The 26885-nt window shown below is 68.2% G+C and carries 25 protein-coding genes; 14 read left to right on the forward strand and 11 right to left on the reverse strand.

All coding sequences use genetic code 11. From position 1 onward, the window contains the following. Positions 1-129: 129 nt before the first annotated feature. Positions 130-771 carry a TIGR00645 family protein gene (locus AC5P8C_RS05630; protein WP_019661669.1) on the reverse strand — a complete coding sequence of 214 codons (642 nt, stop codon included), beginning with the start codon at positions 769-771 and terminating at the stop codon, positions 130-132. 110 nt (positions 772-881) lie between these two features. On the opposite strand from AC5P8C_RS05630, the gene AC5P8C_RS05635 reads away from it, so the two are divergent. The 4 genes from AC5P8C_RS05635 to AC5P8C_RS05650 all read left to right on the forward strand — a co-directional run bounded on the left by AC5P8C_RS05635 (position 882) and on the right by AC5P8C_RS05650 (position 6565). After that, on the forward strand, positions 882-1571 hold the full coding sequence (locus AC5P8C_RS05635; protein ID WP_019661668.1) for a glutathione binding-like protein: 690 nt from the start codon (positions 882-884) through the stop codon (positions 1569-1571). A gap of 188 nt (positions 1572-1759) precedes the next feature. After that, a complete protein-coding gene (locus AC5P8C_RS05640; RefSeq protein ID WP_495218421.1) occupies positions 1760-3985 on the forward strand; it encodes a S9 family peptidase in 2226 nt (741 codons plus the stop codon). Between the two features lie 25 nt (positions 3986-4010). Then, positions 4011-4526: a cytochrome c oxidase assembly factor Coa1 family protein gene (locus AC5P8C_RS05645; protein ID WP_019661666.1), complete on the forward strand. Its 516-nt coding sequence runs from the start codon at positions 4011-4013 to the stop codon at positions 4524-4526. A gap of 236 nt (positions 4527-4762) precedes the next feature. Continuing rightward, entirely contained in the window at positions 4763-6565 is a 1803-nt protein-coding gene (locus AC5P8C_RS05650; protein WP_019661665.1) for a DUF885 domain-containing protein, read from the forward strand. 84 nt (positions 6566-6649) lie between these two features. Here AC5P8C_RS05650 and AC5P8C_RS05655 read toward each other — a convergent pair whose 3' ends face one another. Further along, positions 6650-7108, reverse strand: coding sequence for a hypothetical protein (locus AC5P8C_RS05655; RefSeq protein ID WP_010482223.1), 459 nt, complete (start codon positions 7106-7108; stop codon positions 6650-6652). Between the two features lie 184 nt (positions 7109-7292). Here AC5P8C_RS05655 and AC5P8C_RS05660 point away from each other — a divergent pair, with 184 nt between their 5' ends. The 4 genes from AC5P8C_RS05660 (at position 7293) to AC5P8C_RS05675 (ending at position 9890) form a co-directional block, all read left to right on the forward strand. Then, a complete protein-coding gene (locus AC5P8C_RS05660) occupies positions 7293-7541 on the forward strand; it encodes a hypothetical protein (protein WP_006475755.1) in 249 nt (82 codons plus the stop codon). A gap of 122 nt (positions 7542-7663) precedes the next feature. Next, positions 7664-8581 (forward strand): bestrophin family protein, encoded by a 918-nt coding sequence (locus tag AC5P8C_RS05665; protein ID WP_019661664.1) that lies wholly within the window; start codon positions 7664-7666, stop codon positions 8579-8581. Positions 8582-8600: 19 nt separating this feature from the next. Continuing rightward, positions 8601-9590 carry a porphobilinogen synthase gene (hemB, locus tag AC5P8C_RS05670; protein WP_006400669.1) on the forward strand — a complete coding sequence of 330 codons (990 nt, stop codon included), beginning with the start codon at positions 8601-8603 and terminating at the stop codon, positions 9588-9590. Between the two features lie 30 nt (positions 9591-9620). After that, entirely contained in the window at positions 9621-9890 is a 270-nt protein-coding gene (locus AC5P8C_RS05675; RefSeq protein ID WP_019661663.1) for a hypothetical protein, read from the forward strand. Positions 9891-10038: 148 nt separating this feature from the next. Here AC5P8C_RS05675 and AC5P8C_RS05680 read toward each other — a convergent pair whose 3' ends face one another. Continuing rightward, a complete protein-coding gene (locus AC5P8C_RS05680) occupies positions 10039-10911 on the reverse strand; it encodes a hypothetical protein (RefSeq protein ID WP_495218620.1) in 873 nt (290 codons plus the stop codon). A gap of 48 nt (positions 10912-10959) precedes the next feature. On the opposite strand from AC5P8C_RS05680, the gene aroE reads away from it, so the two are divergent. The 3 genes from aroE to dinG all read left to right on the forward strand — a co-directional run bounded on the left by aroE (position 10960) and on the right by dinG (position 14432). Beyond that, positions 10960-11805: a shikimate dehydrogenase gene (aroE, locus tag AC5P8C_RS05685; RefSeq protein WP_019661661.1), complete on the forward strand. Its 846-nt coding sequence runs from the start codon at positions 10960-10962 to the stop codon at positions 11803-11805. Positions 11806-11808: 3 nt separating this feature from the next. Next, positions 11809-12162: a hypothetical protein gene (locus tag AC5P8C_RS05690; protein WP_019661660.1), complete on the forward strand. Its 354-nt coding sequence runs from the start codon at positions 11809-11811 to the stop codon at positions 12160-12162. Between the two features lie 167 nt (positions 12163-12329). After that, on the forward strand, positions 12330-14432 hold the full coding sequence (gene dinG, locus AC5P8C_RS05695) for an ATP-dependent DNA helicase DinG (protein WP_019661659.1): 2103 nt from the start codon (positions 12330-12332) through the stop codon (positions 14430-14432). Positions 14433-14453: 21 nt separating this feature from the next. Here the strand turns inward: dinG and AC5P8C_RS05700 are convergent, their stop codons facing one another. Together AC5P8C_RS05700 and ilvD are read right to left on the reverse strand one after the other, a co-directional pair. Further along, positions 14454-15065, reverse strand: a complete 612-nt coding sequence (locus tag AC5P8C_RS05700) for a hypothetical protein (RefSeq protein WP_019661658.1) — start codon at positions 15063-15065, stop codon at positions 14454-14456. Between the two features lie 213 nt (positions 15066-15278). Further along, complete coding sequence (gene ilvD, locus AC5P8C_RS05705) at positions 15279-17117, reverse strand: dihydroxy-acid dehydratase (RefSeq protein WP_495218422.1); 1839 nt, start codon at positions 17115-17117, stop codon at positions 15279-15281. A 478-nt stretch (positions 17118-17595) separates the two neighbouring features. Here ilvD and AC5P8C_RS05710 point away from each other — a divergent pair, with 478 nt between their 5' ends. From AC5P8C_RS05710 to AC5P8C_RS05720, 3 genes are all read left to right on the forward strand, one after another. Then, the gene (locus AC5P8C_RS05710) at positions 17596-18168 is read left to right on the forward strand and encodes a DUF1190 domain-containing protein (protein ID WP_005420172.1); all 573 of its coding nucleotides are present in this window, start codon (positions 17596-17598) and stop codon (positions 18166-18168) included. A 7-nt stretch (positions 18169-18175) separates the two neighbouring features. Next, entirely contained in the window at positions 18176-19354 is a 1179-nt protein-coding gene (locus AC5P8C_RS05715; protein WP_495218423.1) for a glutathionylspermidine synthase family protein, read from the forward strand. A gap of 299 nt (positions 19355-19653) precedes the next feature. After that, a complete protein-coding gene (locus AC5P8C_RS05720; RefSeq protein WP_342662206.1) occupies positions 19654-19977 on the forward strand; it encodes a hypothetical protein in 324 nt (107 codons plus the stop codon). A gap of 82 nt (positions 19978-20059) precedes the next feature. Here AC5P8C_RS05720 and AC5P8C_RS05725 read toward each other — a convergent pair whose 3' ends face one another. Genes AC5P8C_RS05725 through AC5P8C_RS05750 form a run of 6 tightly spaced genes read right to left on the reverse strand, consistent with a single transcriptional unit; the run spans position 20060 to position 26809 of the window. Then, positions 20060-21358: a DUF58 domain-containing protein gene (locus tag AC5P8C_RS05725; protein WP_495218424.1), complete on the reverse strand. Its 1299-nt coding sequence runs from the start codon at positions 21356-21358 to the stop codon at positions 20060-20062. Next, the gene (locus tag AC5P8C_RS05730; protein ID WP_014648782.1) at positions 21355-22341 is read right to left on the reverse strand and encodes an AAA family ATPase; all 987 of its coding nucleotides are present in this window, start codon (positions 22339-22341) and stop codon (positions 21355-21357) included. The genes AC5P8C_RS05725 and AC5P8C_RS05730 overlap by 4 nt, the downstream gene beginning before the upstream one ends. Then, complete coding sequence (locus tag AC5P8C_RS05735; RefSeq protein ID WP_495218425.1) at positions 22338-23522, reverse strand: DUF4350 domain-containing protein; 1185 nt, start codon at positions 23520-23522, stop codon at positions 22338-22340. Before AC5P8C_RS05735 ends, AC5P8C_RS05730 begins: the two co-directional genes overlap by 4 nt. Continuing rightward, entirely contained in the window at positions 23519-25141 is a 1623-nt protein-coding gene (locus tag AC5P8C_RS05740; protein ID WP_495218426.1) for a DUF4129 domain-containing protein, read from the reverse strand. The genes AC5P8C_RS05735 and AC5P8C_RS05740 overlap by 4 nt, the downstream gene beginning before the upstream one ends. After that, positions 25131-26123: a stage II sporulation protein M gene (locus AC5P8C_RS05745; protein ID WP_019337015.1), complete on the reverse strand. Its 993-nt coding sequence runs from the start codon at positions 26121-26123 to the stop codon at positions 25131-25133. The genes AC5P8C_RS05740 and AC5P8C_RS05745 overlap by 11 nt, the downstream gene beginning before the upstream one ends. Beyond that, positions 26120-26809, reverse strand: a complete 690-nt coding sequence (locus AC5P8C_RS05750; protein WP_019661651.1) for an RDD family protein — start codon at positions 26807-26809, stop codon at positions 26120-26122. Before AC5P8C_RS05750 ends, AC5P8C_RS05745 begins: the two co-directional genes overlap by 4 nt. Between the last annotated feature and the right edge of the window lie 76 nt (positions 26810-26885).

Consider the following 26885-nt stretch of genomic DNA (forward strand, 5'->3'; position numbering starts at 1 on the left):
GCAGGGTGGCGTTTCCCGACGCCACCGCCGGCAACGGCGAGGATGCAATCTAGCATCCCGGCCACCGCCCCGCACAAGGGGTGGTGGCCGGGTGGGGCCGCAGTGATCATGTCGTGGCCGGCGGCGACCTCAGTGGTCGTGTGCCTTGTCGTGCGACTTGCTGTGGCCGTTGGACATCAGCTTGTCGGTCCAGGCGATGCCGATCGCCGACAGGATGAACACGCAGTGGATGATGGTCTGCCACAGCACACCTTCCTGGGTCATGGTCGTGCAGGTATCGACGCCAGCGTTGTAGAAACTGGTCGACGCCGAAGACACTGCCGCTGCCCATTGTTCCGGTTTGCACAGCGGCAGTCCCTTCAACGCGCTGGTGGCGATGAAGGTCTTCAGCAGGTGGATCGAGGAGATGCCGATGATCGCCATCGCCAGCTTCACCTTCAGCACGCTGGCGTTGACGTGGCTCAGCCATTCCGGCTGGTCCGGATGGCCTTCCAGGCGCAGGCGCGAGACGAAGGTTTCATAGCCGCCGACGATCACCATCACCAGCAGGTTGGAGATCATCACCACGTCGATCAGGCCCAGCACGATCAGCATGATCTGCTGTTCGCCCATCGACACCGAGTGGGACAGCAGGTGCCACAGTTCCTTGCCGAACAGGAACACGTAGACGCACTGGGCAAGGATCAGGCCCAGGTACAGCGGCAGCTGCAGCCAGCGCGAGGCGAAGATCAGCGAGGACAACGGGGACAAGGGACGAGGACTGTGGCTCATGCAGGACAGTGCGTTTCGGGGGAGCCGCGAGGTTACCGGCCCGCCATGACGGTGCCAACCCAACTCACGCACTAGACTTCAGGTTCCTTTCCGCACCCCGAGCCGCCGCCATGATCGACCTGTATTACTGGCCCACCCCGAACGGCCACAAAGTGACCCTGCTGTTGGAGGAAGCCGGCCTGGAGTACCGCATCCACCCGGTCAACATCGGTTCGGGCGACCAGTTCAAGCCGGAATTCCTGGCCATCTCGCCGAACAACAAGATGCCGGCCATCGTCGACCATGCCCCGGCCGATGGCGGTGCTCCCCAGAGTGTGTTCGAGTCCGGCGCGATCCTGCTGTACCTGGCCGAGAAGACCGGCCGCTTCCTGCCCAGCGACGCGCGTGGCCGCGTGACCACCCTGGAATGGCTGTTCTGGCAGATGGCGGGCCTGGGCCCGATGAGTGGCCAGATGGGCCACTTCAACGTGTACGCGCCGGAGAAGATTCCCTATGCCATCGAGCGCTACGACAACGAGGTGCGCCGCCTGCACGGGGTGATGGACAAGCGCCTGGCCCAGCACGCCTTCCTGGCCGGCGATGAGTACACCATCGCCGACATGGCCAGCTACCCGTGGGTCGGCGCCTACGACACGCTGCCGGTGGACTTCGCCGCGTTCCCGAACCTCAAGCGCTGGCATGAAGCGATTGCCGCACGCCCGGCCACCCAGCGCGCCTATGCCCTGCGCCAGCAGGTGAACCCCAACGCCGGCAAGCCGCTCAGCGACGAAGAGCGCAAGCACCTGTTCGGCCAGCGTTGAACCAGGACGGCGTCATTCACGCGTGACGTGGATCTACGGGTGGTGGGTGCCGACCCTTGGTCGGCACTCGTCCGCACGCCTTATGGGCAGAAGGTCATGCTGCCTTCCCGCACGGGCTTGGTTAGGATGGGGGGACGACCGTCCCGCGCCCCGCGTGGAGGCGGACCTGCCGTTTGCCGGGATCCTCCATGCGCCACCTGTTCGCTTCGCTCGCCCTCATGCTTGCCACCACAACCGCTGCCCACGCTGAAAAGCTGACCCTGGAAGCCATCACCGGTCCGCTGCCGCTGTCCGGCCCGACCTTGATGAAGCCCAAGGTGGCACCGGACGGATCGCAGGTCAGCTTCCTGCGCGGCAAGGACAGCGACCGAAACCAGCTGGACCTGTGGACCTACGACATCGGTAGCGGCCAGACCCGGCTGCTGGTTGATTCCAAGGTGGTGCTGCCCGGCACCGAGACCCTCAGCGACGAGGAAAAGGCACGCCGCGAGCGCCAGCGCATCGCCGCGATGACCGGCATCGTTGATTACCAGTGGTCGCCGGACGCGCAGCGCCTGCTGTTCCCGCTGGGCGGCGAACTCTACCTGTACGACCTCAAGCAGCAGGGCCAGGCGGCCGTGCGCCAGCTGACCCACGGTGAAGGTTTCGCCACCGACGCCAAGCTGTCGCCCAAGGGCGGTTTCGTCAGCTTCATCCGCGGCCGCAACCTGTGGGTGATCGACCTGGCCAATGGCAAGCAGCTGCAGCTGACCCACGACGGCAGCACCACCATCGGCAACGGCGTGGCCGAGTTCGTCGCCGACGAGGAGATGGATCGCCACACCGGCTACTGGTGGGCGCCGGATGATTCGGCCATTGCCTTTGCCCGCATCGATGAATCGCCGGTGCCGGTACAGAAGCGCTACGAGGTCTATGCCGACCGCACCGACGTGATCGAGCAGCGTTACCCGGCCGCCGGCGACGCCAACGTGCGCGTGCAGCTGGGCGTGATCGCACCGGCCGCCGATGCGCAGCCGCGCTGGGTCGACCTCGGCAGGGAACAGGATATCTACCTGGCCCGCGTCGATTGGCGCGATCCGCAGCACCTGAGTTTCCAGCGCCAGTCGCGTGACCAGAAGCAGCTGGACCTGGTGGAAGTGGCGCTCGACTCCAACCGCCAGCGCGTGCTCGCCCACGAGACCAGCCCGACCTGGGTGCCGCTGCATAACAGCCTGCGCTTCCTGGAAGACGGCAGCGTGCTGTGGTCGTCCGAGCGTACCGGCTTCCAGCACCTGTACCGCATCGACAGCAAGGGCAAGACCACCGCGCTGACCCACGGCAACTGGCCGGTGGACGAACTGCTGGCGGTTGATGAGAAGGCTGGCAAGGCCTACTTCCGCGCCGGCATCGAAACCTCGCGCGAAAGCCAGATCTACGCGGTATCGCTGCAGGGCGGCGAGCCCCTGCGCCTGTCCAAGGCACCGGGCATGCACAGCGCCACGTTCGCCCGCAATGCCAGCGTCTATGTCGACAGCTGGTCCAACAGCACCACGCCGCCGCAGATCGAGCTGTTCCGCGCCAATGGCGAGAAGATCGCTACGCTGGTGGAGAACGACCTGGCCGATCCCAAGCACCCGTATGCGCGCTACCGCGACGCGCAGCGCCCGGTCGAGTTCGGCACGCTGACCGCCGCCGATGGCAAGACCCCACTGAACTACAGCCTGATCAAGCCGGCCGGGTTTGATCCGTCCAAGCGCTACCCGGTGGCGGTGTATGTCTATGGCGGCCCGGCCAGCCAGACCGTCACCGACAGTTGGCCCGGCCGCGGTGATCACCTGTTCAACCAGTACCTGGCCCAGCAGGGCTACGTGGTGTTCTCGCTGGACAACCGCGGCACCCCGCGTCGCGGCCGCGACTTCGGTGGTGCGCTGTACGGGAAGCAGGGCACGGTGGAAGTGACCGACCAGCTGCGCGGCGTGGCCTGGCTCAAGCAGCAGCCGTGGGTGGACCCGGCGCGCATTGGCGTGCAGGGCTGGTCCAACGGCGGTTACATGACCCTGATGCTGCTGGCCAAGGCCTCGAACCAGTACGCCTGCGGCGTGGCCGGTGCGCCGGTGACCGACTGGGGCCTGTACGACAGCCACTACACCGAACGCTACATGGATCTGCCGGCACGCAATGAAGCCGGTTATCGCGAAGCGCGCGTGCTGACCCATATCGATGGCCTGCGCTCGCCGCTGCTGCTGATCCACGGCATGGCCGACGACAACGTGCTGTTCACCAACTCGACCAGCCTGATGAGCGCGCTGCAGAAGCGTGCACAGCCGTTCGAGCTGATGACCTACCCGGGTGCCAAGCATGGCCTGTCGGGCGCCGATGCCCTGCATCGCTACCGCGTGGCCGAAGCCTTCCTGGGACGCTGCCTGAAACCCTGATCCGCAACCGGGAAGGAGCCCGCCGATGACCCTGCCACCGCCGATTCCCGCCCATCGCCAGACGTCCACCGGATGGTGGCGCCGCCACTGGCGCTGGGCGATGCCGCTGACGGTGGTGTTGGTGCTGGGTGGCGCCGGTGGCGTGGTGACCTGGAGCCTGTTGCGCTGGAGCGAGGCGGCACGCGAAAGTCCACCGATGCGCGAAGCGTTGCGCCGCGCGGGCTGCAGCATCGAACTGGTGGAAGCCTTCGGCGAGCCGCTGCATATCGAATCGATGCCGCTGGGCAGCATGCAGACCGCCATCAACGGCCAGCGCGACGTTGGCCTGACCGTTGCGCTGGAAGGGCCGCAGGCACGCGGGCGGTTGTTCGTGCAGGGCATCCGTCGTGACGATGTCTGGGACTACCCGGTGATGTACGTGCTGGCCGAAGACAAGCAGACCTTCGACCTGACGGCGCTGGATGATGATGAGGCTGCGCAGGAGTGCGAGCTGCAGGCCTGCCGTGATCGCGGCGAATGCCCGCTGACCGCCGCGTTGTGACCTCCCCGGGCAGGCGACTGCGGGACGTCGACCGGGTAGAGTCGACTGTCAGTCGACTGCTCTTCGGTCAGATAGCGAAACCCCCGCGCTGCGCGCGATAGTCGACTGACAGTCGACTCTACGCCGGCAGGCTTCCGCGGAGCCCCGGCTGCACAACCAGCCGCCATGACTTCCCGCCGATTGTCGCCATCGCCGTGAGCGCGTAGGGTGCGGGCAACCCCGTCCTGGAGTGCACCATGAAGCCGATTGCGTTCGCCGTTGCCCTGGCCCTGACTGCCGCACCGCTGCTGTCTGCGCCACCGGCGCTGGCCGCACCCGCCGCCAAGGCCGCTACCCCGGCCAGCCCGGCCTGGGTTGCCCGCAGCAATGCACTGGCGCAGATCCTGCTTGATGCACAAGGCCCGTTCCAGCCGGAGGAAACCGGCTTCTTCGGCGTTCCCGGCTACGACGACAAGGTCGCAGACCTTGGCCCGGACAACGGCAAGCGCTATCGCGCCGCGATGGCCAAAGCCCGCGATGAACTCAAGGCAAAGCTGGCCACCGAGAAGGATCCCAACGTCCGCCAGGACCTGGAGATCATGATCCACGCCGCCAGCCAGAACATCGAAGGCAGCGAGCTCAACGAGAAATACCTGCTGCCGTGGAGTGATGCGCCGCAGACCGTGTTCAGCGGCCTCAACCTGCTGCTGTCCGACCAGGTGCCGGCCGAGCGCCGGGCCAAGGCGATCGACCGCCTCAAGGCCTATGCCGGCCTGCAGCCGGGCGGCACCGCCTTCACCACGCTGGCCCGCCAGCGCTATGAAGAGCGCCTGAAGGACACCAGCCTGCTGCAGCCGACCAAGATCGAAGTGCAGCAGTCGCTGGACAACGTCGAGACCTACATCACCGGTATCGAGTCGCTGCTGAAGAAGTACCAGATCGCCGGTACCGATGAAGCAATGAAGGCCCTGGCCGGGCAGATGAAGGACTACGCCGCCTGGACCCGCAAGGACGTGCTGCCGAAGGCACGCACCGATGCGCGCCTGCCGGCGCCGCTGTACGCCTACCAGCTCAAGCAGGTCGGCATCGACATCGACCCGAAGCTGCTGATGCAGCGCGCGCAGCTGGAGTTCATGGAAACCCGCTCGGCGATGCAGCAGCTGGCGCCGCTGGTGGTGAAGGACAAGGGCCTGAAGGTGGCCGACCCGAGCGACCCGGTGGCGGTGATCCGCGCGCTGAAGGCCGACAAGATCGCCGACGACCATCTGGAAGGCCACTACCGCAAGGTGATCGACGCGATCGATCCGCTGATCCGCGAGCATGCCATCGTCGACGTGCCCCAGCGCGCCATGCAGATGCGCCTGGGTTCGGCCGCCGAGAGCGCGGCCAGTCCCGCGCCGCATTTCCTGCCGGCGCCGCTGGTCAACAACACCGGGCAGCAGGGCACCTTCGTGCTGCCGCTGGGCAACCCGGCAGCGGGCCCGGGCGCGCAGTACGACGACTTCAACTTCGGTGCGGCAGCATGGACGCTGAGCGCGCATGAAGGCCGCCCCGGCCACGAGCTCCAGTTCACCGCGATGGTCGAGCGTGGCGTGTCGCTGGCACGCACCATGTTCGCGTTCAATTCGGTGAACGTGGAAGGCTGGGCACTGTATGCCGAGGCCGAGATGGTGCCCTACGAACCGCTGGACGGTCAGATGATCGCCCTGCAGTTCCGCCTGCTGCGCGCCGCGCGCGCGATGCTGGACCCGATGCTCAACCTGGGCCTGACCGACCGCGCCAACGGCGAGCGCGTGCTGATGGAGCAGGTCGGCCTGTCCAAGGCAATGGCCACCCAGGAACTGGACCGCTACATGGTGCGCATGCCGGGCCAGGCCGGCAGCTACTTCTACGGCTACACCCGCATCCTGGAACTGCGCATGCAGACCGAGCTGGCACTGGGTGCGAAGTTCGACCGCCTTGCGTTCAACAACTTCCTGCTCGACCAGGGCCTGCTGCCGCCGGACCAGCTGGCTGATGCGGTGAACAAGGTGTTCGTGCCGAAGTACCGGCAGAAATAATCGGTAGCGCCGGGCCATGCCCGGCGAGCGCAGCGGGAGAGACGCCGGGCATGGCCCGGCGCTACCCGCGGTGACGCTGCCGCCTCACCGCTGCGGGGTAATCACCTGTGTCGGCAATCGCGCCGGCGGTGCCGGATTCGGCACCCAGATCGCGACGCCGGCGGCGCGCTTCTGCGTGGTCGGAATACCGATGCCGACGCCGCCACCCACATGCGAGCCGAACGTGCCGGCGCCCACCGACATGCCCACCGGCGAGCCACTGCTGCCCACGCCCATCAGCACCACGCCATTGGCGCCCAGCGCGGCGGCCTCACGCTTCAGGCGTGCCACGGCGGCATCGGTCTGGCCCTGTGTGCCGAAGCCGACGGCGGACGCCGATTCCAGCTGGGCGATTTCCTGGGAACCGGCCGGAGGCGTCGAATAGATCTGCACCAGTGCCGGATCGATGGGTGCGCGGGCGCGGCCCAGCATCACCTTGGAGGTGCTGGCACAGCCGGCGGCGACCAGCAGGATGGCCGCCAACGCGGCCCAACGGATGTTCATGGCACGACCCCTGTAGGACTGGTTGCGATCATCGGCGGGCCACTCTGAATCGGCGCCAACACCCGGGCCAGGGCACGCACGGCAGCACGCTAGCACGCCGGGGGTGACAGCCCCGCCAACGGCAGTAGGCGACGGCAGCGGGAACGTCTATGGTTGGGGCAGGAACCAACTGCGGGAGAGTGGCATGGGCGTGATCAGTCTGTTGTGGGGCGTACTGGCGCTGTTGTGGATGATCCTGGCGCTGATTCCACTGCTCGGCTGGGGCAACTGGTTCCTTATCCCGTTCGCTGCGGTGGGCGCGGTCATCGCCGCGCTGGGCATCCTGTTCACCCACCCGAGCAAGCGTGGCCGGGCCTGGGCCGGCCTGGTCCTGAACGGCATCGTGGTGGTGGTGGGCATCCTCCGCCTCGGCCTGGGTGGTGGCGTCATCTGAGCCCGCGCCCGGGTGCGACAGGGCGTCGCAGGCGCACGGCCGATGGCCGGGCGGGGGCGTACAATGAATGGCTGCGCGAGCCCCCCGCGTGCCTGTGAATCCGCGCCCGGCGCGGCTGCCCCATGATCATCCGACCCCGTCCCCACGGCTGGCAACTGCTGTACATCCTGCGCGGTTCGATCGTCAAAGCGATCGCGCCCAAGGTGCTGGCCATCCTGATCCTGTCCATCGCCGTGGCTGCGGTGGTGGAACTGGCGCCGCCGACCGGCATCGAACGCGTGTCGGTCACGCCGTTCACGCTGCTCGGCTTGGTGCTGTCGATCTTCCTCAGCTTCCGCAACAGCGCCTGCTACGAGCGCTGGTGGGAAGGCCGCAAGCTGTGGGGCCAGCTGGTCTACGAATCGCGTTCGCTGGCCCGCCAGGTGAACCTGCTGCTGGCCGATGACACCGGCCGCCGTCGCCGCATCGCCTACGTCACCACCGCGTTCGCCCACGCCCTGGCCGGGCGCCTGCGTGGGCGCATCGTGGCGCTGATGGCCCTGCCGTGGCTGGACAAGCGCCAGCGCGAACAGCTGGGCCAGCGCGAGAACGTGCCCGACGCGCTGCTGGCGATGATCGCCGCCGAACTGGCCCAGGCGCTGCGCAGCGGTGAGCTCGATCCGATCCTCTACACCCAGCTGGAAGAGCGCCTGCACGCGATGTCGTCGATCCAGGCCGGCTGCGAGCGCATCCTCACCACGCCGCTGCCGTTCGCCTACACCCTGCTGCTGCACCGCTGCGCGTGGATGTTCTGCGTGCTGCTGCCGTTCGGCCTGGCCAGTTCGCTGGGCTGGGGCACGCCGGTGCTGTCGGCGGTGCTGGCTTATGCCTTCTTCGGCCTGGACCAGCTGGGCGAAGAAATGGAAGACCCCTTCGGCCTTGAGCCGAACGATCTGCCGCTGGACGCGCTGGTGCGCACGATCGAGATCGACCAGCTCGATGCGCTCGGCGAACGCCCGTTGCCCGAACCCCTGCTGCCGCAGGGCTACCTGTTGCAATAGCCACTCCTCGGAGCCTGCCATGTCCCACCCGCTGTACCGCCCGCGCCGCATGCGCCACGACGAGTTCTCGCGCCGCCTGATGCGCGAGAACACGCTGACCACCGACGACCTGATCTACCCGGTGTTCGTGCACGAACTGGCCGGCCGCACCGCAGTGCCGTCGATGCCGGGCGTGGAGCGGCTGTCGATCGAAGAACTGCTGAAGGTTGCCGAAGAGGCGCTGGAGCTGGGCATTCCGGTGATCGACCTGTTCCCGGTGATCGACCCGTCGCTGAAGTCGCTGGATGCATCGGCCGCCTGGGCCGAGGACGGCCTGGCGCAGCGTGCGATCCGCGCGCTGAAGTCGCGCTTCCCGGAGCTGGGCGTGATGACCGACGTGGCGCTGGACCCGTACACCACCCACGGCCAGGACGGCATCATCGATGACAAGGGCTACGTGCTGAACGACATCACCGTGGAAGCGCTGGTCAAGCAGTCGGTGTCGCACGCCGAAGCCGGGGTCGACATCGTCTCGCCGTCGGACATGATGGACGGCCGCATCGGCGCGATCCGCCGTGCGCTGGATGCCGACAACCACATCAACGTGCGCATCATGGCCTACTCGGCCAAGTACGCCTCGGCGTTCTACGGCCCGTTCCGTGATGCGGTGGGTAGCGCGGCCAGCCTCGGCAAGGCCGACAAGAAGACCTACCAGATGGACCCGGCCAACGGCGACGAGGCCCTGCGCGAGATCGCGCTGGACCTGGAAGAGGGCGCCGACATGGTGATGGTCAAGCCGGGCATGCCGTACCTGGACCTGGTGCGCCGGGTGAAGGAGACATTCGGTGTGCCGACCTTCGCCTATCAGGTGAGTGGCGAGTACGCGATGATGAAGGCCGCCTTCGCCAACGGCTGGCTGGACGAACGCGCCTGCGTGCTGGAGTCGCTGCTGGGCTTCAAGCGGGCCGGCGCCGACGGCGTACTGACCTATTTCGCGCCGCAGGTGGCGCGATGGCTGCGCGAGCGCTGACAATAGCGACACGATAGACGGAGGACTGCGATGGCACCCGAACTGGGATGGATGCAATGGCTGATCTGGGGCACCGGAACACTGGTGTTCGGCGCCATCATCGTCGGTGTCTTCATCGCCGCCTGGCGGGCCGGCAAGCGCCCGCCGGAACAGCTCTCCGCTGCCCGCCACGTGGCCCGTGAGCAGGCGCTGCCGGACAGCGTGCAGGCCGAGCTGGCCGCGTTGAACCAGCGCAAGGACAACGGCCAGCTGAGTGAGCTGGAGTACGAGCAGCAGCGCGCCAAGGTGTTGTCTCGCTGACGGGTGGGTGCCAACCTTGGTTGGCACCTTGGCGTGCCGACCAAGGTCGGCACCTACCCCGCGATCATCTACGCATCGCGTGGATCTATCGCACGCACCTGGCACCTCCATCGCCCTGGTAGTCGCCAACCTTGGTTGGCGTCTGCCGTTACCGCGCGCCTGGCACGCACCCAGCCACCGCCGCCACCTTCGGCACCGCCAACCGGTACACATCCACGCCACCGGCACGTGGCGCCTTCGCCGCACTGCTGGCAACCATCATCTCGCCCGGCTTGGCGTTGTCGATCACCGGCGCGCCGGTCCAGCCGCCGGCCTGGTTGAATGACAGTCCCAACGGCTGCAGGGCCGCGCCACTCCACGCGCAGCCGCTGCTCCACACCTGTGCGGTCGTGCCGCTGCCGCGGCTGAACACCACCGCGCCGTCGTTGCCCAGCCAGTCGCCGTCGGTCTCGTCGTCGCCGCTGTTCAAGGCGGTCAGTGCGGTTGCCGGGCCACGCACGCCCTGCGCGTCCAGCGTCGCCACGAGCAGGTCCCAGCCGGCACCACGCCCCTGCTGGCGGGCGAACAACAGCCGCTTGCCATCCACGCTCAGGGCTGGTCCGCGCTCTTCGCGGCGGTCACCGTCGCCCGCCAAAGGCTGCGCCTTGCCCAGCTGGCCATCGGCGGAGAGTGCGGCGCGGTACAGCGCCAGCCTGCCCTCGCGGCCGGCCGCGAACAGCAGCCAGCGGCCATCACGGCTGAAGTAGGGATCGCGGGCCTCGCCGGCCACGCCCACCGGCAGCGCCTGCGCCTGCTGCCAGCGGCCCTCGACCACGCGCGCCTGCCACAGGCCCCAGCCCGCCTCGCCGCGGCGTGCGAACACGATGCGCTGGCCATCGGCGCTGATCGTGGCGCGGCCCTCGTCGGCACGGGTGGAGACCACGCCCATGCCTTCGATGCCGTACTCGTTCAACGCCATCGCCACGGGGGCAGAGAGTAGACTGGCGGCAAGCACCAGCAGGGGCGGGGTGATGCGCATCATCCGGGTCCGTGCACGAAAGAGCATCAGTCTAGCCAGCTTGAGGATTCCATGACCGACCGTTACGCCGTCTTCGGACACCCCGTTGCCCACTCGAAGTCGCCGCAGATCCACGCGACGTTCGGTCGCCAGGAAGGCATCAGCATCGACTACCGTGCAATCGACCTGGCCCCTGATGCGTTCCTGGCCGGCCTGGAAGCCTTCGCCGCCGAAGGCGGTGTCGGTGCCAACGTCACCTCGCCGCACAAGGAAGCCGCGTTCTCGGTGTGCACCACCCTGACCGCGCGCGCGCGCCGCGCCGGCTCGGTCAACACGCTGCTGCGCAAGGGCGACCGCTGGCACGGCGATACCACCGATGGCATCGGCCTGGTGCGTGACCTGACCGACCGCCATGGCCTGGACCTGCGTGGCCGCCGCGTGCTGCTGATCGGCGCCGGCGGTTCCGCGCGCAGCGTCGCGCCGGCGCTGCTCGATGCCGGCATCACCGAGCTGGTGGTGGTCAACCGCACACCGGAACGCGCCGATGAACTGATCGACGCGATGGGCGAACCGGGCCGCGCGATCAGCCGCTACTGGGAAGACCTGCGTGACCTGGGTGACTTCGAGCTGATCGTCAATGCCACCTCGGCCGGCCGCGACCGCGACGTCGAGTTCAAGCTGCCGCTGTCGCTGGTCAACTCGATGACCACCGCCGTCGACCTCAACTACGGCGAGGCTGCCATCGCCTTCCTGGCCTGGGCACGCGCGTCGAACTGCCGCAATACCGTGGATGGGCTGGGCATGCTGGTCGAACAGGCCGCCGAGAGCTTCCTGCAGTGGCATGGCGTGCGCCCGCAGACCGATGAGGTCTACCAGTCGCTGCGGCAGGGCTCGGCCGTGCTGGCCGGCGAGGACTGATCGATGGACGGCACAACCCTGCTGGTGACCGTGCTGAGCATGGTGGGCGTGCGCCTGCCGGTGCTGATCGCGCTGTGCATCGGCCTGGTCTGGGTGGTCGGCGCGCCGCGCGATGCCACCCGCACCGGCGCCCTGGCCGGCCTGCTGCTGTTGCTGCTGTCCAGTCTTGGCGGCCTGGCAGCGGGCATCCTGCCGATGTGGCTGGTCAGCAGCGGTAACTTCGGCGCCGTGTCGGGCATCGGCACCATCCTCGGCGTGCTGCACTTCGCGCTGGCGATGGTCGAGGCCATCGGCGTGGTGCTGCTGGTGTGGGCACTGGTGCGCCTGCTGCGTAGCCGTACGATCCCGGCGGCCTGACCGGTCGCGCCGGGCCATGCCGGGCGTATCTGGCCCCTGAGCGGTCCGGCCACCGGACCGTGACCGCCGCCAGGCGTCGTCGCTGGCCCGTTCAGGGTGCCAGCGGCGGTGAACGTGGCCGGCCATGCGACAATGACCGGCCTGATCCAGCCACGGTACTTCCCGGCGTGACCGAAACCGTCGCCGCTCCGCGCACGCTTGATGACGCCTTGAAGGACGCGATCCGCAAGGCGTACACCACGCTGCAGGCCAATACTCCCGGCTTCTCCACCCGCCGCTCGCAGAGCCAGATGATCGGTGTGGTGTCGCGTGCGCTGTCGAAAAGTGGCGGCGTCGGCGTGGTCGAGGCGCCCACCGGCGTCGGCAAGAGTCTGGGCTACCTCACCGCAGGTGTACCGATCGCGCTGGCCAGCAAGAAAAAGCTGGTGATCAGCACCGGCACCGTGGCGCTGCAGTCGCAGCTGGTCGAGCGCGACATTCCGAATTTCCTCAAGGCCACCGGCCTGGAAGCGACCGTGGCGCTGGCCAAGGGCCGCACCCGCTATCTGTGCACGCGCAATGCTGCCGAGGCACAGGGTGAGGGCTCGCAGGGCGGCATGTTCGAGGATGACGCGCCGCTGTTTGATCGGCCGCTGGCGCCGATCGAAATGGACATCGCCAAGCGCCTGACCGACGCCTTCACCAGCGGCAGCTGGGATGGCGACATCGACAACGCACCGGAGACCATCAGCCCCGGCCTGCGCAGCCGCATCACCACGCCGGCCTCGGGCTGCGCCGGGCGCCGCTGTGCCTATTCGGCGCAGTGTGCGGTGCTGCGTTCGCGCAACACGGTGCGCGATGCGCAGATCGTGGTCACCAACCACGCGCTGCTGCTGTCGGCGCTGTCGATCGGCGACAGCGACAACGGCCAGCCGTTGATCGCGCCGCCGTCGGACATGCTGCTGGTGCTGGACGAAGGCCATCACATCGGCAACGTGGCGATCGACCAGGGCGCGGCCAGCCTGGCGCTGGATGAAATGGCCAAGCGCACCGGCCGCCTGCAGATCCTGATCGCCGGTGCCTACCGCGCGGTCGACAAGGACCGCCTCGGCAACCTGCTGCCCAACGAAGCGATCGAAGTGGCCAGCAACGTGGCCAAGCAGCTGCGCGCGTTCCGCGATCATATCGAGCGCGTGTGGATGCCGGCGCCGGCGGACGAAGAGCCGATGTGGCGCGCGGCCAATGGGCGACTGCCCGACGCCTGGCGCGAGCCGATCGAGGCGCTGGCTGACGAGACCCGCAGCCTCTACAACTGGGCGCATGCCGCCACCGCGCAGGTCGCCAAGGGCAAGCCGGACGATGCCGCGCGCGAGCGCCTGCAGCGCAACCTGGGCATGGCGCTGGAAATGATCGAGCAGCAGTACAACCTGTGGCAGGCCTGGCGCCGCGAGGACAAGGACGGCGCGCCGCCGATGGCGCGCTGGGTCACCGCCACCCGCGACGGCGACCTGGTGCTGCACGGCTCGCCGGTGTCGGCCGCGCACGTGCTGCGCAAGCTGCTGTGGGATGAAGTGGATTCGGTGGTGATGACCTCGGCGACGCTGACCGGCGGTGGCGATTTCCAATCGCTGGCGATCGACAACGGCATTCCCGAAGAGGCCGAGATGGTTTCGCTGTCGTCGCCGTTCGACCTGCCCAACCAGGCCGAGCTGATCGTGCCGAAGTTCCCGGTCACGCCGGATGACCGCGAAGGCCATCCGCGCGAAGTGGCACGCTACCTCGACACCGAGCTGGATTGGGCCAAGGGCTCGATGGTGCTGTTCACCTCGCGCTGGAAGATGGAAAAGGTGGCTGGCCTGATGTCGGCCGCGCGCCGCAAGCAGGTGCTGGTGCAGGGCGAGATGTCCAAGACGCGGCTGATCGATGAACACCTGCGCCGTGTCGCGGCGGGTGAGGGCTCGGTGCTGTTCGGGCTGAATTCGTTCGGCGAAGGCCTCGACCTGCCAGGTGAAGCCTGCACCACGGTGGTGATCACCCAGGTGCCGTTCGCGGTGCCGACCGACCCGCAGACCGCCACGCTCAGCGAATGGTTTGAAGGGCGGGGGCTGAACGCCTTCAACCTGATCGCCATTCCGCATGCGCTGCGCACGTTGACCCAGTTCGCCGGCCGCCTGATCCGCACTTCCACCGACACCGGCCGCGTGGTCATCCTTGATTCGCGGCTGCTGACCCGCCGCTACGGCAAGCGCATCATCGACGCGCTGCCGCCGTTCAAGCGTGTGATCGGCTGACCCCACCACGCACGCTGTCGCTCAACCGCCCTCCGGCTTCCGGCAGGCCTGGTTGCCATAGGCGTTGTGGTAATCGCGATCAAAGCAGCGCAGGAAGCCATCGAGCACGTCCAGGTTCGGTGGCCAGGCCACATCCACCTTCTGCCCGCCTGCGGTCGTGAAGTGGTAGCGCCCATCCTTCAACGCCCCGGCGAAACCCTCCGGTGTGGGAATCGCGACCAGCGCCGCGCGGGCCTTTTCCAGTGCCGCACGGTCGTGCTGCAGGAACGCAACCGTGCCGTCCACGTAGGCATTCCAGTAACCGGGATCCTTGTCCTTAGGCTTGTAGGTGCGTTGCATCAGCGCAATCGCCTGGGCCGTCTGCCCGAGCTCGGCGCGCAGCTGGCCTTCGTGCCAGATGATGGTGGTGTTGCCCGCCGCCTTGGGCAGGGCGCTGTAGGCGGCAAGCAGATCGGCCGCTTCGCGCTGGCAACCGCGCTCGGCCAGCGGTCGCCAGCCGCCTTCCAGGTCCTGGTCGAACGCATCCGGTTCCATCGCCAGCATCGCATCGCGGTCGTAGCTGCAGTCCGGCGCCTTCGACGGTTCGGGTGCGGCGCCCAGCGCAGCGGCCAGGGCAAGCGAAAGCAACGTCATCACAACCTCCGTGTCAGTGAGTACCCCGGCACCGTAGCAGATCGTCCGGGTAGTGCCGGCCGCTGGCCGGCAACCTCGAAGATCGGACTGTCACGGCGCGATTGCACGCGCGGCGAGTCACATGACGGCTGGACCATCATTGCGACCCACAGTGACTGGAATGCTGTGCCGGGGTCGGAGCCCTTTCTGCGAAAGGGATCCGACCCCTCTTCATCAATCGCCGAGCAGAGCGGTGTTGCGGACGGCGCCCTTGTCGGCGCTGGTCGCCAGCAGTGCGTAGGCCTTCAGTGCGCTGGTGACCTTGCGCGGGCGTGCTTCGCGCGGCTTCCAACCACGCGCATCGGCGTCGCTGCGGCGCTGGGCCAGCACGGCCTCGTCCAGCAGCAGATCGATGCGGCGGGCAGGGATGTCGATGCGGATGCGGTCGCCATCTTCCACCAGGCCGATGACACCGCCGCTGGCGGCCTCCGGCGAGACGTGGCCGATCGACAGGCCCGAGGTGCCGCCGGAGAAGCGGCCATCCGTGAGCAGCGCGCACTGTTTGCCCAGCCCCTTCGACTTCAGATAGCTGGTCGGGTACAGCATTTCCTGCATGCCCGGGCCACCCTTCGGGCCTTCGTAGCGGATCACCACCACCTCGCCGGGTTGCACTTCGTCGGCGAGGATGCCGGCGACGGCCGCGTCCTGGCTTTCATAGACGCGCGCAGGGCCTTCGAACACGTGGATCGACTCGTCCACGCCGGCGGTTTTCACCACGCAGCCATCGACGGCCAGGTTGCCGCGCAGCACGGCGAGGCCGCCTTCCAGTGAGTACGCGTGCTGCAGCGAGCGGATGCAGCCTTCGGCGCGGTCCACGTCCAGCGTCGGCCAGCGCGTGGCCTGGCTGAAGGCCTCCTGGGTGGGAATGCCGGCCGGGCCTGCCTTGAAGAAGGTGTGCAGGGTGTCGTTGTCATTGCGCACCACGTCCCAGCGTTCCAGCGCTTCGGCCAGGCTGGTGCTGTGTACGGTCGGCACCGTGGTTTCGAGCAGGCCGGCGCGCTCCAGTTCACCGAGGATGCCGAACACGCCGCCGGCGCGGTGCACGTCCTCGATGTGGTACTTCGGCGTATTCGGCGCCACCTTGCACAGCTGCGGTACGCGCCGCGACAGCGCGTCGATGTGGGTCAGGTCGAAGTCGACCTCCGCTTCCTGCGCGGCGGCCAGCAGGTGCAGGATGGTGTTGGTGGAACCGCCCATGGCGATATCCAGGGTCATTGCATTGGCGAACGCGGCCTGGGTGGCGATGCCGCGCGGCAGCGCGCTCGGGTCTTCGCCGCCATACCAGCGATGGCAGAGTTCGACGATCAGGCGCCCGGCACGGCGGAACAGCGCCTCACGGTCGGCGTGGGTGGCCAACGTGGTGCCGTTGCCGGGCAGTGACAGGCCCAGCGCCTCGGTCAGGCAGTTCATCGAGTTGGCGGTGAACATACCCGAGCAGGAGCCGCAGGTAGGGCAGGCGCTGCGCTCGAATGCGGCCACCTTCTCGTCGGAGGCGCTGTCATCGGCGGCCACCACCATTGCATCGACCAGGTCCAGCTTGTGCTCGGACAGCTTGGTCTTGCCCGCTTCCATCGGCCCGCCGGACACGAACACCACCGGGATGTTCAGGCGCAGCGCGGCCATCAGCATGCCGGGGGTGATCTTGTCGCAGTTGCTGATGCACACCAGTGCGTCGGCACAGTGCGCGTTGACCATGTACTCCACGGCGTCGGCGATGATCTCGCGGCTGGGCAGCGAATACAGCATGCCGTCGTGGCCCATCGCGATGCCGTCGTCCACGGCGATGGTGTTGAATTCCTTGGCGACGCCGCCGACCTGTTCGATCTCGCGCGCGACCAGCTGGCCGAGGTCCTTCAGGTGCACGTGGCCGGGCACGAACTGGGTGAAGGAGTTGGCGATGGCGATGATCGGCTTGTGGAAGTCGCCGTCCTTCATGCCGGTGGCACGCCACAGGGCGCGGGCGCCGGCCATGTTGCGGCCGGCGGTGGAGGTGCGGGAACGGTATTCGGGCATGGCTGGCGGAACGGGCGGGCCGTACGACGTGGGAGTCAGCCGATCATGGCCAATTTTTTCGGTTGCTGCTGCAACCACCGGAGGTGGTCCGGCCGGGCTGCGCCCGGCACCCGCCGAAGCACCCGCCGAAGCAACAGCCGAAGCAACAGCGGGCTTCCTGCGGGAGGCGGCGTGGGTCCGCTGGCGGGGGACGCCGTAAACCCTTCCTTGGGGGCTTGGCCGCGGCATCCATGCCGCGGACACCCCCGCCAGCGGACCCACCCCGCCTTCGACAGTTTCCCGCGATCTGTCGGGGCCGGCGCTCTGCGTTGCTCGTGGTAGGTGTCGACCTTGGTCGACACGATGGATCCACGCCACGCGTGGATGATGGGGAACGACGAAAATGAAAGGCCGTTCATCTTTCCCACTTTGCCGATTCCGGTTGCTGGCCCGGATTTGGCATCATTGGGGCATTGATCCGTCGACAGGGCATGAGGCCATGAAACGTTCCCGCACCACCGCGCTGCTGCTGATGAGCGCCGCGCCGCTGCTGTTCACCGCCTGCCAGAAGGAGCCGGAGGTGAAGGTGCAGGAAGGCCTGTACACCTCGGTGGAAGCCTGCACCGAGGCCACCGGCGATCCGTCGTCGTGCCGCAATGCCTTCGCCGAAGCGCAGAAGCAGGCCGCCGATGCGGCGCCGAAGTACGCCAGCAAGGAAGCCTGCGAGAAGGACTACAAGCCGGAACAGTGCGTGCAGCAGCACACTTCGGCGGGTACCTCGTTCATCGGCCCGATGATGATGGGCTTCTTCATGTCGCAGATGCTGAGCAACCGCGGCGGCCTCGCCCCGCAGGCGCCGGCGTCGGCACCGGCTTACCAGGACAAGAACGCTGGCTGGGCGCGCCCGGCACCGGGCGGCACCGGTGGCCTGAACACCGCCAGCGGCATCGGTGCCGGCAAGGCTGGCCTGGCGCCGGTCACCAGCGAGCCGAACCGTGCGGTCACTGCCAGCCGTGGTGGCTTCGGCAACACCAGCGCACGCCGCAGCACCAGCGGCAGCTACGGCGGCTGATCGACCCATGCAGCGCATCCGGATTGCCGAGCGTGCCCAGTGGCGGGTACGCGCGGAAGAGGCGGGTTTCCGCTTCCACACCATCGACGGCCAGCCGTACTGGGATGAAAGCGCGTACTACGCCTTCACCCTGCGCCAGATCGAACAGGACATCGAAGACCCCAGCGCCGAGCTGCACCAGATGGCGCTGGACCTGGTGGGCGATGTCATCGCCAGTGAACGGTTAATGGACCAGCTGGCGATTCCGTCGCACTACCGCGACTGGATCGCCGACAGCTGGCGCCAGCGCCAGCCAAACCTGTACGGGCGCCTGGACCTGGCCTACGACGGTACCGGCCCGGCCAAGCTGTACGAACTGAACTACGACACGCCGACCTCGCTGTTCGAGGCCAGCTTCTTCCAGTGGCAGTGGCTGGAAGACCAGCGCAACGCCGGTCGCCTGCCGCAGCACGCCGACCAGTTCAATGCGATCCACGAGGCGCTGGTCGAGCGTTTCGGCGAACTGGCTTCACAGCTGCCGCCGCCGCTGTACTTCAGCGCGGTGGGCAGTTCGGAGGAAGACCGTGGCACGGTCGAGTACCTGCGCGACTGCGCCTCGCAGGCCGGCCTGCATGGCCAGGCCATCGCCATCGAGGACATCGGTCTGTCCGAGGACGGCCGCTTCACCGCGCTGGATGATTCGGTGATCGGCACGCTGTTCAAGCTGTACCCGCTGGAAGACCTGATGGCCGAGGAATTCGGTCGCGCGCTGCCCGGTTCGGGCATGCAGCTGCTGGAACCGGCGTGGAAGGCGGTGCTGAGCAACAAGGGCATCCTGCCGCTGCTGTGGCAGCGCAACGTGGGCCATCCGAACCTGCTGGAAGCGCACTTCGATGACGGCAGCATGCTGGCCTCGGGCTGGGTGCGCAAGCCGCTGTTCTCGCGCGAAGGCGCGAACATCGAGATGCACCTGGCCGATGGCAGCACCCAGCGCAGCGACGGTCCCTACGACGGCCCGGCGATCATCCAGCGCGCGCATCCGCTGACCCGCTTCGAAGGCGGCTACCCGCTGATCGGCAGCTGGGTGATCGGTGGCCACGCCTGCGGCATCGGTATCCGCGAGGACGACAGCGCGATCACCCGCGACAGTGCGCGCTTCGTGCCGCACGCAATCGTTGATGAGGCGCCGACGCGGATCTACGTCTGATGGTGGCAGGGCGCCACCGGGACGACGGTCACTCTCTGCTGCGCTATGCAGACCGGGTGGCGGTGCGTTGCAATCGATGTGACACGCCGGGTTGGGTGGTAGGTACGCCTGATTCACGCCGCTTCCGGTGCCTGGGTTGCAGCCAGGCATTGAACGGCGGCTGCGGTTGCAGCCGCTGTGGCTCCGGAGACTGGGTAGGACCGGTGCGCTACAGCGGTTACCGGCCGTGTGGTTATTGCGGCCACCAGTGGGTACGCATCGAGGTACGTCGTGCCCGTGCCACCCCGCCGCTGCGGACCATGGCTGCGGACTGCAGCCAATGTGGGCGCAGCAGCGATGTCGAGGTCACCCGGTCGCGGTGGCTTGGCAACGAAGCCATCGACCCGGACTTCGGCCTGCCTTTGAGGTTGGTGGAAAAAACCTCGGCTGGCCTGCTGTGGGCGTATAACGCCGAGCACCTGCAGGCATTGCACGACTACGCCGCGGCCAGACTGCGCGAAGGCAGCGGCCATCACCGATCCATGTTCTCGCGCCTGCCGCAGTGGATGAAGCTGGCCCGCAACCGGGTGCTGCTGCAGCGCGCGGTGGAGCGGTTGGAGCGGCGGTTGTTGGGTGAGCGCTGATACGGCAGCCGAGCATGGGCTCGGCTCTACACGTGTTGTTCCGTAGAGCCGAGCCCACGCTCGGCTCCGGTCAAGCGCAGGGCTACAACAACCCTTCGCGCTTCACTGCCAGGTAGCGCTCCACCAGCGCTGCGGGCAGGGCATCGGCGGTCACGTCCAGCACCATCACCTTCTCGCTGCGCAGTGCCTCGTGCGCCTTCGCGCGCTGCTGCAGGTAGAGTGCGGCGGCACCGGCCTGGGTGGCGTCTTCCAGTGTCTGCACTTCGCTGTCCAGCACGCCGTCCAGCTCGCGCTCGCGCAGGCTGGCCACGCATACCAGGTGGCGCCGCTGCAGCAGGCGCACTGCCGCCAGCAGGTCTTCGATGTCCTCGTCGCGCACGTTGCTGACCAGCATCACCAGCGCGCGCCGACGCTGGCGCAGCGATACCTCGGTGGCGGCGGCCAGGTAGTCGGTGGCCACCGCGCGCGGCTGCAGGTCGTAGCTGGCACGCAACAGGTGCTCGACCGTGCCCATGCCACGCTGCGGCGCCACCCAGCGGCGCTCGCCACCGGCAGCAAACAGGCCGGCGGCGTCGCCCTGGCGCAGCGCCAGGTACGCCACCACCAGCGAAGCGTTCAAGGCGTGGTCGAAATGCGAGAGCCCGCCTTCGCTGGCCAGCATGCGCCGGCCACTGTCGAGCATCAGCAGCAGCTGCTGGTTCTTCTCGTCCTGGTACTCACGCGAGACCAGTTTGCGTGCCCGTGCCGTGGCCTTCCAGTCGAGCTGGCGCAGGCTGTCGCCCACGCGGTACTCGCGCATCTGGTGGAAGTCGGTGCCTTCGCCACGCCGGCGTTTCACGTGCGCACCCACCAGCCGTGAGGCCTGGTCCGCACTGAACAGCGCGAAGCGGGTGAGCGGCACGAAGTTCGGGTAGACGCGCACGTCCAGCGCCGGTGGCAGGGTGCGTTGCTGCCACCACAGGCGCCACGGCGAGCGCATGCGCAGGTGCACGCCTTCAAAGCGGAAGTGCCCACGCTGCAGCGGGTGCAGGTGATAGTGCAGGGTGGAGGCGCTGCCGGCCTGCAGGCGCACGCGCTGCGGCAGCGATTCCAGCGGCCAGCCGCCGGGCACCAGGTCGAACACCTGCACCGTCATCGACGTGTCTGCCTGCAGCCGCAGCGCGGCATCGCGGCGCACGCCCAGTGCCAGCGCTTCGGGCAGTTCGCGTTGCACCTGCGGCGACGGACGCCGCGACTGCCGCCACAGATCCATCAACGCCGGCACGGCAATCGCCAGTGCCGCCAGCGCCCAGCTCCAGCGCGGCAGCAACCCGCCCAGCACCAGGCCACCCGAGGCGGCCCAGGCCAGCAGCAGCGCCAGCAGCAGCGGGGCCGGCCTCATCGGCGCGGCGCTTCCACCTTGGCCAGCAGCGCGCCCAGCACGTCGTCGGCGTCCTGGCCTTCGATCTGCAGTTCCGGGGCCAGCGCGATGCGGTGGCGCAGCGCCGGGCGTGCGATGTCGCGCACATCATCCGGAGTGACGAAATCACGGCCGGCCAGCACCGCCTGCGCGCGCGAAGCACGCACCAGCGCGATGCTGCCACGGGGGCCGGCACCGACCGCGATACCCGGCCACTGCCGGGTGGCGGCAACGATGCGCACCGCGTAGTCGATCACTTCGTCATCGACGGTGATCGCCGCAGTGGCACGCTGCAGTTCCAGCAACTCGCCGGCACCGAGCACGCGCGGCACCTGGCTCAGGTCGAAATCGCTGGCAGCACGACCACTGGTGATCGCGGTCACCATGCGCTTCTCGTCCTCCAGCTGCGGATAGTCGATCAGCACCTTCAGCAGGAAACGGTCCAGCTGCGCTTCCGGCAGCGGGTAGGTGCCCTCCTGCTCCAGCGGGTTCTGCGTGGCCAGCGCCATGAACGGCGGCGCCAGGGTGAAGGCCTTGCCTTCGATGGTCACCTGGCCTTCCTGCATCACTTCCAGCAGCGCCGACTGGGTCTTGGCCGGTGCACGGTTGATCTCATCGGCCAGCAGCAGATTGGTGAACACCGGGCCGCGGCGGATCTTGAAGCTCTCGCTCTTCGGGTCGTACACCGCGTGGCCGCTGACGTCGCTGGGCATCAGGTCGGGGGTGAACTGCACGCGACCGTAGTCCAGCTCCAGGGCCTGGGCCAGCGCGCGCACCAGCAACGTCTTGCCCAGCCCGGGCACGCCTTCGATCAGCACGTGGCCGCCGGCCAGCAGGGCCACCAGAATCTGGTCCAGCACATCGGCCTGGCCGATGAAGGCGTGTCCGACGGCGGTGCGGATGGCATCGACGCGTTCGATCAGGCGGGCGTTGGCGGCCGCCGGCAGCTCGGGGACTTCGGTCATAGCAGGGATCTCATCTGGAGCAGCAAGCGGATGCGCTCGCGCAGGGCGGAGGAATCGTGCGGCGGAGGGGGCGTGAGCGCGCTGGCAACGCGGCCTTGAGGCCACTTCAGCAGCTCGGCGATGGCCTGATCGCGTGGCGCACCATCCAGTGCGGCCGCAACCGGTGCGCGCAGGCGCAGGCGGTGCAGGAACAGGGCGAGTACGGCCTCGTACAGGCGCGTACCGTGGCCGAAACGCAGCAGCAGTTCACCACTGGCACGCACGTGTTCCAGCAGCGAACGGCGTTCCAGTACCGGTGACGGCAGCAGGCTGCCGAAGCGCTGCGAGCGGCCCCACAACCAGCCCAGCAGGGCCAGCAGCAGTGGCGCCCACAGTGGCCAGCCCTGGTAGAACATGCGCGACCACAGCGACGGCGGGCGGCTGGCGTAGATCAGCCAGACCGCACCCTTGCCGTAGTTCGGATCGAGCAGATAGCGGGTCAGGTCGCGGTGAGCCTTGTCGTGCAGGCCATCGCTGGCACCGCCGGCGGCCGCGGCCAGGCGCGCGGCAGGCGAGTCGACATCACCGCGCAGGAACTCCATGTCCGCCAGCACGCTCACTTTGCCCTCGCCATGGCGCAGGCGCGCGAACACCAGGTCACGGTCACCGCCCCAGCGACGTTCGGCCTGTGCACTGGCGGCAAAACCCAGGGTGAAGCGGCGGCCTCCACAGAACTCAACGTGACCAGGATCGTCGTCGACATGGAACGGCTGGCAGTCGCTGCGCTGGAACAGGCTGTCCACGCCCAGCTGATCCAGCAGGGGCCCCTGCGTGCTGCCGGCATCGTCCTCGGCCGGTGGCGGCGTCCGCACCAGCAGGTGGCCGCCCCCATCGACCCAGTCCAGCAGCGCGCTGGCGACGGGCGGCGGCAGTTCGCTGCTGTCCTGCAGCAGCACCACCGTGTCGTGCGGCCCCAGCGTCATTTGCCGCAGTTCCAGCCGTGGCCGCGAGTGCACGTCAATGCCGTCGGCGCGCAGGGCCTGGCCGAGCACGTACAGCGGGTTGTAGCCAGCTTCGCCCTGCGGCGGCAGCTGCACGGTCTCGGTCACCCGCTCATGCGTGCGCAGGTAAAGGATCGTCAGCGGTACACCGACCAGCACCAATGCACCGAGCAGCAGCGACCAGAACAGGCGCGGGCTCATGCCTGCCACCGGTACTGCTGGCGCAGCGTATCGGCCAATGCATCGAAATCGGCGCGGCTGGGCAGGCGGCCACCGTAGGCGGCGTACTGCCACATGCGCACGATGCGCGCGAACAGGTCACGGTCGCTGGCCTCGGGCATGCGCCGCGACGCGCGCAGGCATTGCGCTTCGGTGGCACCGGGTGGAAGCGCGATACCGCTGCGCTCGCCCACCGTGCGCACGCTGGCGCGGTACAGAAGGGCCAGCGCCTGCCGCGGCCGGCCCTGGTCCCAGAGCAGGCCGGCCTGGGTGGCCACGTCCGGCGGCAGCACCACCGGCAACTCCACCTGTTCCTCCACCACCGGCGGTGCGGCCTCGGCCTTGCGTCGGCCACTGCCCCGCAGCCACGGCAGCCACAGCCGTGCGGTCAGCAGCAGCACCAGCAGCAGGACGCCGAGCAGCCCCCACAGGCCCCATTCGGCCAGCCGCGCCAGCCAGGCGATGCCGTCCTTGCGTGCTTTGCGTTCACCGTTGCTGTTGGTGTCACGCTGCAGCTGCTTGTCTTCCTTCTTCTCTTCCTCGGCCTGTTCGATCGGCTTCCAGCGGGTGACCTGGCGGGTCGGGCGCTGCAGCGGGTCTTGATAGGCGCGGTTCACTGCCTGACGGAAACCGGCGGTGTCCACCGGCGTACCGCCGAAGATCGTTGCCGGGGTGTTGCCCGGGTCGATGGTCGGTGCTTCGTCGCCTTCCTCGGCGTCGATGCCACGGTCGTTGGGCTTGCCCATGGCGCGTTCGGGCTCGGCGTCTGTGTCCTGCGCATGCACCGGTGCGGAGACCAGCGGCAGTGCCAGGCACAGCAGCAGGGCCAGCGTCGATGCCGCCGGCAGCAGCCGCTCGCGCAGGCGGCGCAGGGCGATCTCCACATCCCAGGCTTCCATCTGCGTGCGCCGGTTCAAGTACAGGCCAAAGCCCGCACCGACGAAGAACGGGCCGATCAGCACCGAGGCCAGCCAGCACGCGAGGTTGAAGCCCAGCCGTGCCCATGCGGGTGTGTCCTGGCCGATCATGTCCCATGCGGCGCGCCATGATTCGGACATCAGCTCCAGTGGCATGAACATGAACACCGCACCGATCGCGCCGGACACCAGCACGGCTTCGAACGCCATGCAGGTCACGGTCAGTACCAGTGCCGCGCCCGCTGCGCCGGCTGCCACTGCACGACGACGTGGGCCGCGCTGGCCCGGTGTGTTGCCTTCCAGCAGGTTCACCGGCAGGCACAGGCTGCGCAGCACGCTGAAACGACGCCAACCCAGGTAGCCCCAGAAGCCGCTGTTGCCCCAGTGACGTTGCGCACGCAGCGCGGCCAGCGTGCCGACTGGTTCACCGAAGATGCCGCGCGACAGCACATACAACGGCGCACGTTCGAACAGCGGTTTGCACCACCACATCGCCAGCCAGGCCCAGCCGAAGGCATCCAGCCACCAGCCCAGCGCGTTGAAGATCACGAACAGCGGTGCACTGGCCAGCAGCCAGCTGCCCCACAGCGCGCGCGCGTGACGGCGGGACAGCGCGGTGCCGAGCTCCATCGCTTCCCAGCCACTGCGGGCACGCAGCGCCACGTCCAGGTGGTCAATGCGCATGGCCAGCTCCACGTCCGCCGCGCCACAGCCACAGCAGCACGCCGGCCCACAACACACCGGCCACGCTGAACTTGCCCCATGCAGGTACTTCGGCGATCGATGACCAGAAGGCTTCGATGAAGGCGGCCACCAACAGCATGAAGGCGACGCCGAGGCACAGCCGCGCGCCGATGCGGCCGCCGTCGACCAGTGCATCCAGGCGGCTGCGCCGGCCCGGCGCCAGCAGCTTCATGCCCAGCTGCAGGCCGGCACCGCCAGCGATCACGATCGCAGTCAGCTCGAAGGCGCCGTGGCCGACCACGAAGCGCCAGAACGGGTCGCCATGGCCGATGTGCTGCAGGTGGCCTGCCACTGAACCGATGATCACGCCGTTGAACAGCAGCACCAGCAGCGTGCCCAGCCCGGCCAGCAGTCCGCTGGCGAAGGTGCGCAGGGCGATGCTGATGTTGTTCATGATGTAGTGGCCGAACATCATCCAGTCGGTGCCGCTGTCACGCCCCAGGCGCTCGGCGGCGGGATCGTACATGCGCTCCATCTCTGCGATCTGGCGGTTGTCCATCAGCATGTGGATCAGGTCCGGATAGACCTGCACCAGCACGAAGCAGGCCACCGCCGGCAGCGCGAACATCGCCAGCGCTACCCACATGCTGCGCGCCTGGCTGCGCACCAGCAGCGGGAAGTCGGCCACCAGGAACTCCAGGGCACCCCGCCAACGTGTCGGCGGCGTGCGGTACAGCACGCTGTGGCCCTGCTGCATCAGCTGCTGCAGGCGCTGCACCAGCTGCGGGCTGTAGCCGCGCTCGCGGGCCAGCGCCAGCTGCTGGCACAGCCGCCGGTAGCGCTGCGGGAAGGTAGTGTCGTCCAGTGCCAGGCCGCTGGCCTTGCGGCGCGTGCGGCGTGAGGCGCCGGCACGCAGCAGCAGCCACTGCTCCAGGTCCTGCCATTCCTGCTGGTAGCGGGCGACGAACTGCTCCTGTTTCATCGCCGCCCCAGCAGCCAGTTGGCCATCGCATACAGGCGCAACACGCCGACTTGGCCGTGGGTGCCGGTCAGTGGCTCGGCAATACCGGCCAGCTCCTGCTGGCGCGCCGCCGACAAGCGTGGCGCGCGCTCGGCGAAGGCCATCAGCGCGGCCTGTTCCTCTGGTCGCAGGGGCTGCGGCGGGGCCAGCACGCTGCCGATGGTCGGCGGCGGTGGCAGGTACAGCGCGGGTGCATGCACCACCACAGTGCCCGCCACCAGGTCGCCCAGACGGCGGCCATGCGGATCGAACAGGCTGCTGATCAGGCCCAGCGCATAGCCGAAGGGCAGCATGTCCACCGTGCGCAGCAGGTTGCGGGTGATCGCCGCCATCCAGCCTGCCGGCGCGCCATCGCGGGACAGCACGCGCAGCCCCAGCGCACGCTTGCCCAGGGTGCGTCCCCACACTGCTTCGCAGACGATCGGGTAGGCCCAGTAGACCAGGAACATCAGCACCAGGTAGAGGCCGGAGCCGAACTGGTCCAGCAGTGCCAGCGGAATCGACATCAGCACCAGTGCCGCGATGCGCACGCCGAGATCGACCAGCCAGGCCATCGCCCTCGGTACCGGGCCGGCTGCAGGCAACTGCAGCGGCACACCCTCCGGCGTTACCACCTCGCGGTAGGTATCGAGCATCGGTGCGGCCATCAGCGTGATGGCCTTCGTTGTGGGCGCCGGAGTCCTCTCCGGCAGGCAGCCACAGGCATGGGGGTCTCGACAGGTC

This window comes from Stenotrophomonas sp. YJH_SMC_46, from assembly GCF_059370315.1.